The sequence below is a fragment of the Coleofasciculus sp. G1-WW12-02 genome (assembly GCF_040219735.1).
In the GTDB taxonomy this organism is placed as follows: Bacteria; Cyanobacteriota; Cyanobacteriia; order Cyanobacteriales; family Coleofasciculaceae; genus Coleofasciculus.
Map to the genome: position 1 here is coordinate 20911 of NZ_JAVJRX010000002.1, position 7675 is coordinate 28585.

A 7675-nucleotide genomic window follows, 5' to 3' on the forward strand; every position below is an offset into this window, starting at 1 on the left:
TTAGGGAGTTTCGTGCCAGCTATTGATAATCACCTTAAAACTTGCCCTGATTGAGTTTTTAGTTTCAAAGAACTGATGATTTCCGAAATACCACTTGGGATAAAAAAGCCATTACTTCCAGCTAAACCGTTGGGACAGACACCGAGTCAATCTCATTCTTTACCTGTATTCGTTCACTCAAATATTCATAAAATAGACCTACTTTCTTCGACTGGGAAAACTCTCTTAGCGACTATAACCCAGAAAGCAGCTACGGCTATTGCAGATAAAAGAAAAATACCTGTTCAGTCTGAGCAGATTGAGGAAAATCTAGAGAGGGTTGATGAATATGCTGAAAACACAGATAAACCTGACTTAACTGCAACCATTGACCCAGGGGTTGAGCCAGCCAAAGCCTTTCCGCCATTACCAATTAGTTTGGCAAAATTAAACCCGATTACTGCCTTAGGTCAATTTCAAGTTTTAGGTCAATCTTCTCGTTCTACATTGCAGGGATTAAGTCTGAATTTTGAATCTTTAGCTGAGCAAAAATTAGAAGACTTTTCCTTAAGGGATTTAGAGAATGACCAGAATCCTTTACCTGAGACAAATTTCTCACAATTAAAATTAACCCGTTCCCAAAGGGAAAATTTAGCATTGACTCTAGATAGTCAACCCTCTAGTCAGAGTACACAAACATCTTGGTCAAGTTTGGCTGAATTAGTAGGTGAGGATAGTCCTCTCCCTAGGGATTCACGGGTTATTAAGGATAAAGATGATGCTGAAATTGAAGGGTTCATGTTTACCCCAGAAGGGTTTCGTCCCATTTATGCTAATCCAGGGAAAAAATGGGGCGATGTTCCGGATTTAATCGAAGCGGAAACAACAACGGTTTCTGGAACCAACCAAATCCCCATAGAAACGATTCAACCCTCTGTAAAAATTGCTACGTCTTCCCCATCAACCGAACCGGAACTTGTCAGTGAATCCAATTTGCGGATGTTGGCACAGGAAATCTACAAATTAGTCCGACAGCGTTTGCAAATTGAGCGAGAACGTTATCGTCGTTAAAGGTTTCAAGGAAGCTTTTTTATTTAAGATCAGTGCCATTCATCTTAGCTGATTGTCAACAGAGATAGGGGAACGGGCTGATAATGAGCCAAAGAGCGACGGTGGGGGTTAGAATGATTTAGGTTGTGCGATCGCGTAAAGTAAATCTTCTCTATGCATGCCCTCTCAGTTCCCACTTGGATCATTCACGTCTCTAGCGTTATCGAATGGATTGCCGCTATCTGGTTAATCTGGAGCTATGGTGAAATCACGGGCAATCGTTACTGGTGGGCATTGTCTTGTGCTATGCTCCCGGCATTAGTCGGTGCGATGTGTGCTTGTACCTGGCACTTTTTTGACAATCCTGAATCGTTGGATTGGTTGGTTACCCTGCAAGCCTCGATGACGGTATTAGGAAATGTTACGCTTTGTGCCGCCGCTTGGTGGATTTGGCGCTGTTCCCGAAAATCTGATCACAGTGATACAAGCGAACCCGAAAAATCTAAGACGCCTGTTGATGTTGTTTAGCCAAAATACCCGTTCAGTGGTATAATAAAGCGCTGATTTTTTGGCAAAATCAATACTCTTAGGGGACAAACTAACAAGGGCGCACGTCTCTCTGTGTACCCATACTTTAACTCGATAATGTGATGATTTCCAAAGATACTTTATTTGCGGTTTCTTTATTCCCTTACCTAGGTTTTTTGTGGTTTCTAACTCGTTCCGGACAAACCCCACGGTTGGCGCTGATTGGATTTTATGCGCTGTTGGTATTTGTGGCGGTGACGATTCCGGCGGGAATTTATGCAAAGGTGGCTTTGGGGGAGCAATTAGCCAATGTTGATTGGTTGCATGGGAGTGCTGAGTTTTTTTTAACCCTGTCTAATATTTTGGTCGTGTTAGGTTTTCGCCAAGGGATTATGCAAAAGCGTTCTTCGTCTTAAGTTGTAGGATGTTATAGTCGGGGCGGGTTTAGTTACATCGGGGTGAGGTAAGAAACGATAGTAGTAAAACCCGCCCCTACTTGCTCAAAACTTACTCATCCCAACATCGGCGCTTGTCGGGGATAGCGCTGCATTAATGCTCTCACCTCTCCAGCATGATAGGAACTGCGGGTGAGGGGGGAGGAGACAACTTGTAAAAAGCCGATAGATTCGCCAAACTCTCGCCAAGTATCAAACTGTTCTGGGGTGATAAAGTCAGTCACGCCTAAGTGCTTTTGACTCGGTTGAAGATATTGCCCAATGGTGAGAATATCACAATTGACGGCTCGCATATCCTGCATCACTTGGCGCACTTCGGCGTCAGTTTCACCTAATCCCACCATGATGCCAGATTTGGTATAAATCCAGGGGGCGAGTTCATGGGTACGTTGGAGAAGTTCGAGCGATCGCGGATAATCTCCTTGAGGGCGTACTCGTCGATAGAGTCGGGGGACAGTTTCGGTGTTGTGGTTGAGGACTTCGGGTTTGGCTTGGAGAATGGTGGCTAAAGCGTCCCAATTGCCACATAAATCAGGAATTAATACCTCAATGGTGGTTTGAGGCGATATAGCGCGAATCGCTTCAATGCAGTGGACAAACTGAGAAGCACCCCCATCAGGTAAATCATCCCGATTAACCGAAGTAATGACGACATGGTGAAGTTTCAGTCGCCCTACCGCTTCCGCTAATCGGGTGGGTTCTGTGGGATCAAGGGGTTTGGGTTTCTTCTCAAAATCAATATCGCAGTAGGGACAAGCACGGGTGCAGGCAGGTCCCATAATTAAAAAGGTAGCAGTGCCAGCATTGAAGCATTCGCCGATATTGGGACAAGAGGCTTCCTCACAGACGGTATTGAGTGCCAAATCCCGTAAGATTTCCTTAACGTTGCCCACACGCTGCCATTGCGGTGCTTTGACTCTTAACCATTCAGGTTTAACGACCACTCCTGAACATGCTCCCACGAAAGTACCAGTGTTAATCCTAGCAAGTCTGTGGTAGTATGGATGAGATATTGCGGGATGTAGCGCAGCTTGGTAGCGCACCTCGTTCGGGACGAGGGGGTCGCAGGTTCAAATCCTGTCATCCCGATTTATTCTGTTGATTGCCAAATTATTGGTCATCTGCTTCTGCTAACGGTAGAGCCTGATCAATTTTATCAATTAGCACAACAGTCGGTAACGGGTAATAATACTTTAAACGTCGCACCTTTGCCCACTTGACTCTTCACCGAAATTGAACCCCCACAACGCAATAACAATTGCTGCACAATGGTTAATCCCAAACCCGCTCCCATTTCTTCTCCAGGAATTGGACGCCCCCGATAAAAACTATCAAAAATCTTAGGAATTTCACTCGCCGCAATTCCACTTCCTGTATCGGTAAACGCAAGCTGAACATATTCCCCCTGAAGACTCCCTAACACCTTCACTTGACCCCCAGGGGGAGTAAATTTGAGACTGTTGTGTAGTAAATTAATGGCGATTTGCCGTAACCAAGTTTCTCGACAGGAAACACTTGGCAGATCAGCTGGGATGGTATAACCGAGTTGAATCCCTTTCTCTTGAGCCAACGGCTGATAGGTACTCACCACACCGGGAAGAATCTGTGCGAGTTCCACAACAGACTTGACTCTAGGTTGGGGTTCGTCGGCTTCAACCAGATCCAGCAATCCCACAATCAACGAATTTTGTCGATCGCATTCACTATTGAGTAGCTGCATATAACGTTGGCGCTGGGCGGGTTTGAGTTGATGTGACTCCAACAGACTTAGCGCCGTTTTCATATTCGTTAACGGGGTTTTCAGTTCCTGCGCCACTCGCCGCAAGAGTTCGTCTTTATGGCTGAGGTGATGGGTTAATTGGGTGATGGCGCTATTTTGTCCCGATTCAGCCATTGTCCGTGACTGTAAAATTTCCTCCGTTCGCTGTAACTGCTTGATCAACACCTGGGTGATTAATATCTTTTCATCTGTCGCCCGAACCAAAGAAAATGGGTTTTTCCCTCCAGCTAGTAACTCATCGGGTGTACTATCTGCGATCGCAATACTTCCTCGGAGTCCCTGCAAAACCTGATAGATCACTCGTCGCTCAAAGGTACAAATAGTCAGCCATGACTGAGACTGATAAGGACTCTCCCCCTCAAGTCGCTGATATGCCACAATCAGACTGGTCAATTGCTCACAAAGAACTAATAGAAACGACTCCCGTTTCAGCTGGCTTCCGGCGGCTAGCTGAATGGGAAACAGTTGAGCATCCGGGTTCACCCTTGGTTCATCCTGAGTTGCGACAGCATCAGAGGCTTCACCAAAACAATTACACCAATAGAGGGTTTGAGGAATACCTATCTGTTGTCGATACCGCAACAGTTCCTCCCGCCACCCGGCGACAGATGGAGACTTAACCCAGATCGTAGCCGGGACTTTTTCCTCAATCAGTACATCAACCATGGCTCCAACTAAGGTTTTGAGTCCCACTGGACTGATTGAGAGTGACTGAGGAGTTGTCAAATTATCGAGAGCTAGCTGGTAAAGGGACAAATCCAGTGTAGGTAGTGAGTTCATCAGGGAGGAAAGTTTTGACCCTTCACTTGGCGTATGGCATAATTTTGACCCAATGCGATCCTCGAGGGAACTTGGGTTTAAGGAATGTAGGGGCGGGTTTCACTACTATCGCTTCCTTTGACCCAAATGTAAGTAAACCCGCCCTGAGTGAGCTAACTAAATCGACCTAAGAGAGCCTCTCGCGCTTGTTCACGGTCATCGAAGTGAATTTTTTCTGTCCCTAATATTTGATAGTCTTCGTGACCTTTCCCAGCAATTAACACCCCATCACCGGGTTGGGCTTGTAAGATCGCCGTGCGAATCGCCGTGGCGCGATCGCTCATCACGATTGGCTCTACAGTAGCCGGAATCCCTTCTAAGATATCTTGGATAATCTTTTCTGGGTCTTCAGTACGAGGATTATCTGACGTCACAACGGCTACATCGGCTAATTCAGCGCCAATTTTCCCCATCTTCGGACGCTTGGTGCGATCGCGATCGCCTCCACAACCAAATACACAAATCATTCTTCCCTGAATAAACGGTCGTGCGGCTTTGAGCAAGTTCTCCAGACTATCCGGCGTATGAGCATAATCGACAATCACGCTAATATCCTGATCCGGTTGAATTTGCACCCGCTCCATCCGCCCGGGTACTCCCGGAAATTGGTTTAAGGCAGTGATCACAATGTCTAGATCTAACCCTAAATTTAACACTGCACCAATGGCAGCCAACACGTTTGACAAATTATACTGACCCACCAGGGGAGAATTGAACGTCACTTCACCGACTGGCGTGTGCAGCGTTCCTTTAACACCAATCAATTCATAAGTCAAGTCACTCGTATACAAATCTGCCGAGGCATCATGAACACTGTAACTCCAGGTGCGATCGCGTCCAAGTTGTTCAATTAAACGCTTACCGTAGGGATCATCGGCATTAATAATCGCTTTACCGTGGAGATAATCGGGATTAAATAATAATGCCTTTGCCGCGAAATAATCCTCCATATCGCGGTGAAAATCCAAATGGTCTTGGGTGAGATTGGTAAATACAGCGACATCAAACTCACATCCTAGCACCCGACCTTGTGCCAGGGCATGGGAACTGACTTCCATCACCCCTAACTCACAACCCGCCGCTACAGCTAAACGTAGCTGCTGTTGCAGTTCTACGGGAAAGGGTGTGGTGTGAACAGCCGTTTGGGAAAATCCCTGCCATCGGGCATAAAGTGTACCAAAAAGGGCAGTGGGACGCTGGGCTTGGGTGAGGAAAAATTCAATCAGATGGGTTGTCGTGGTTTTGCCATTAGTCCCAGTGACGCCAACTAACTGAAGCTGGCGGGTAGGATAGTCGTAGAACGCCGCCGCCGCTTGGGCGCAGGCTACCGTCATGTCAGTAGCACAGATAATGCAGGGAGGTTCAGCATCGGGTTTTGGCTGAGGCGGGTGTTTTTGTGCCGCTTGGGGAGAAATTAAAGCCGCGACAGCACCAGACGCGATCGCACTTTGCCAAAATTCCCCACCATCTACACGGGTTCCGGGCATACCAATAAACAAATTTCCGGGTTGACAGGCGTGGGAATTAGTACAGATTCCCGTGATTTGGGCGTCAAGTGCTGGATGATTCGGCATTTGCACACTATTAGGAATCGCCCTTAGTAGATCATGTAGCTTCATCGTATACCTCGTGAGACTCCGGGTTCAGCGAAGCAACCCGGAGAGGGATAGAGGTCAAATCTTGCCACATTGAGTGGCAAGATTTGACCGGTCTAGTTGAAGGCACGACGATTAACCCCGTGCTTCGCTGCAACAACTGGACTTTTTTGGCAGTAAACTGCCCCAATCGTTTCCAATTTCCATCGCTAACGGAAACCTGAGTTTTAGTGTCCCCAGAACACCAGCCTGTGTAAGTCTTTCCCGCTTTTTGGGCTATAACTTTATCCCCCTTTCTGATGCCGTGGCGGGTAACTGTGCCGCCGTACTTGCGCCGTTTGCCTCCCTTGGATGGAATACACAGATGGAGTTGTCTGCGACTAATAGGTGGTCTACGGATTACCGCAAACGGCGCGGGTGTAATTTCGACACTGCCTTGCCAGCCACCATGCTTGGCATTATCAGAGTGCCACTCTCTCCACTGAGCAAACTCGAACGCGGCTAAGGTTACACCATCAACGGCGTGTGTCGTCGGCGCCTGTTGGTCTTTATTTTTCTTGTCCTTGGCTAGCCCTAGCCATTGCCTGAGTTGGCTCGTGCCATTACCATCCTTGTGCCACCCTTGGTGAGTTGTGACAGTTGCCAGCTCAGATAGCCATTTAAGCATCTGTCGTTGCCCCACCATCACCGGAGAGAAGCCGACACCAGACTGAGCCGACTTACGTCCACTGGTTCTATCCACATCAGCCATAACCAATTCATAGTGAATGGCGCTAACGGGGAAAAGCTTAAGCAGCTCTTTAGTTACCCTCTGCTCCAACTGCTTATTCGCTCGGATTGAGGGCGCAAGCTTAGCTTGCTTACGATTATCAAACCGCTTTTGGCGGTGAGAGCGCTCAGAGTATGGCAGCTTGCGGTTAATCCGCCTTCCCCGCCTTGCTCGGCGCATGACCCGCCGTAGTTCCATCCGTTCCTTGACCGTTTTGAATGGAAGGACTAAGTGAGCCATCCAGAGGGTAGCAAGCTTCGATTGAACTCCGATGCCTGAGTAGCATTTGCCTGGGTCTATGCCTATGGCTATAGGTTGGGTGTTTTCCCCTGTTTCAAAGGTTAACTGAATGCCAAAGCATTCTAAATCATTGTGTACCACCTTAGCTTTGCCTTCCTTTAACCAGCGCCTAGCACGGCTAGACTTAGTTGGCATTAAAGGCTTACCTGATTTTGATAAAACTGATACTCGTAGCATGGAGATAATCCTCACGAGTGAGAGTAATAAGTCCCTTCCCGCCATCTCGGTTAAGATGTCCTGACTCGCGCAGCGGCTTGACAAAAAGCCTTAGAGATAATCCGAACTAGGGAAGTATTCGGAAGTCTGTGCCAAACCGAGACGATGGTGCGGTATTCAACGGTTTAAATCGCCGTTTGTCCGGCAATCCCTGTCCTCACGAAGTAGGGCAGGGTTATTGAAC

The 7675-nt window shown here is 47.4% G+C and carries 7 protein-coding genes and 1 tRNA gene; 4 read left to right on the forward strand and 4 right to left on the reverse strand.

Features of this window, described 5'->3' with window-relative positions; genetic code table 11:
* Window positions 1-75 precede the first annotated feature (75 nt).
* The 3 genes from RID09_RS00145 to RID09_RS00155 all read left to right on the forward strand — a co-directional run bounded on the left by RID09_RS00145 (window position 76) and on the right by RID09_RS00155 (window position 1973).
* Complete coding sequence (locus RID09_RS00145) at window positions 76-1050, forward strand: hypothetical protein (RefSeq protein WP_446333930.1); 975 nt, start codon at window positions 76-78, stop codon at window positions 1048-1050.
* Between the two features lie 153 nt (window positions 1051-1203).
* Window positions 1204-1557, forward strand: coding sequence for a DUF2499 domain-containing protein (locus tag RID09_RS00150; RefSeq protein WP_446333931.1), 354 nt, complete (start codon window positions 1204-1206; stop codon window positions 1555-1557).
* A 122-nt stretch (window positions 1558-1679) separates the two neighbouring features.
* Entirely contained in the window at window positions 1680-1973 is a 294-nt protein-coding gene (locus RID09_RS00155; RefSeq protein WP_446333932.1) for a DUF3593 domain-containing protein, read from the forward strand.
* Between the two features lie 95 nt (window positions 1974-2068).
* On the opposite strand, the gene lipA is transcribed toward RID09_RS00155, so the two are convergent.
* Window positions 2069-2956 (reverse strand): lipoyl synthase, encoded by an 888-nt coding sequence (lipA, locus tag RID09_RS00160; protein ID WP_446333933.1) that lies wholly within the window; start codon window positions 2954-2956, stop codon window positions 2069-2071.
* 71 nt (window positions 2957-3027) lie between these two features.
* On the opposite strand from lipA, the gene RID09_RS00165 reads away from it, so the two are divergent.
* Window positions 3028-3101, forward strand: a tRNA-Pro gene (locus RID09_RS00165).
* Window positions 3102-3168: 67 nt separating this feature from the next.
* Here the strand turns inward: RID09_RS00165 and RID09_RS00170 are convergent.
* The 3 genes from RID09_RS00170 to RID09_RS00180 form a co-directional block, all read right to left on the reverse strand.
* Window positions 3169-4572, reverse strand: coding sequence for a DICT sensory domain-containing protein (locus RID09_RS00170; protein ID WP_446333934.1), 1404 nt, complete (start codon window positions 4570-4572; stop codon window positions 3169-3171).
* A 152-nt stretch (window positions 4573-4724) separates the two neighbouring features.
* Complete coding sequence (locus tag RID09_RS00175) at window positions 4725-6230, reverse strand: UDP-N-acetylmuramoyl-L-alanyl-D-glutamate--2,6-diaminopimelate ligase (protein ID WP_446333935.1); 1506 nt, start codon at window positions 6228-6230, stop codon at window positions 4725-4727.
* Window positions 6217-7452, reverse strand: coding sequence for an RRXRR domain-containing protein (locus RID09_RS00180; RefSeq protein WP_446333936.1), 1236 nt, complete (start codon window positions 7450-7452; stop codon window positions 6217-6219). The genes RID09_RS00175 and RID09_RS00180 overlap by 14 nt, the downstream gene beginning before the upstream one ends.
* Window positions 7453-7675 lie beyond the last annotated feature (223 nt).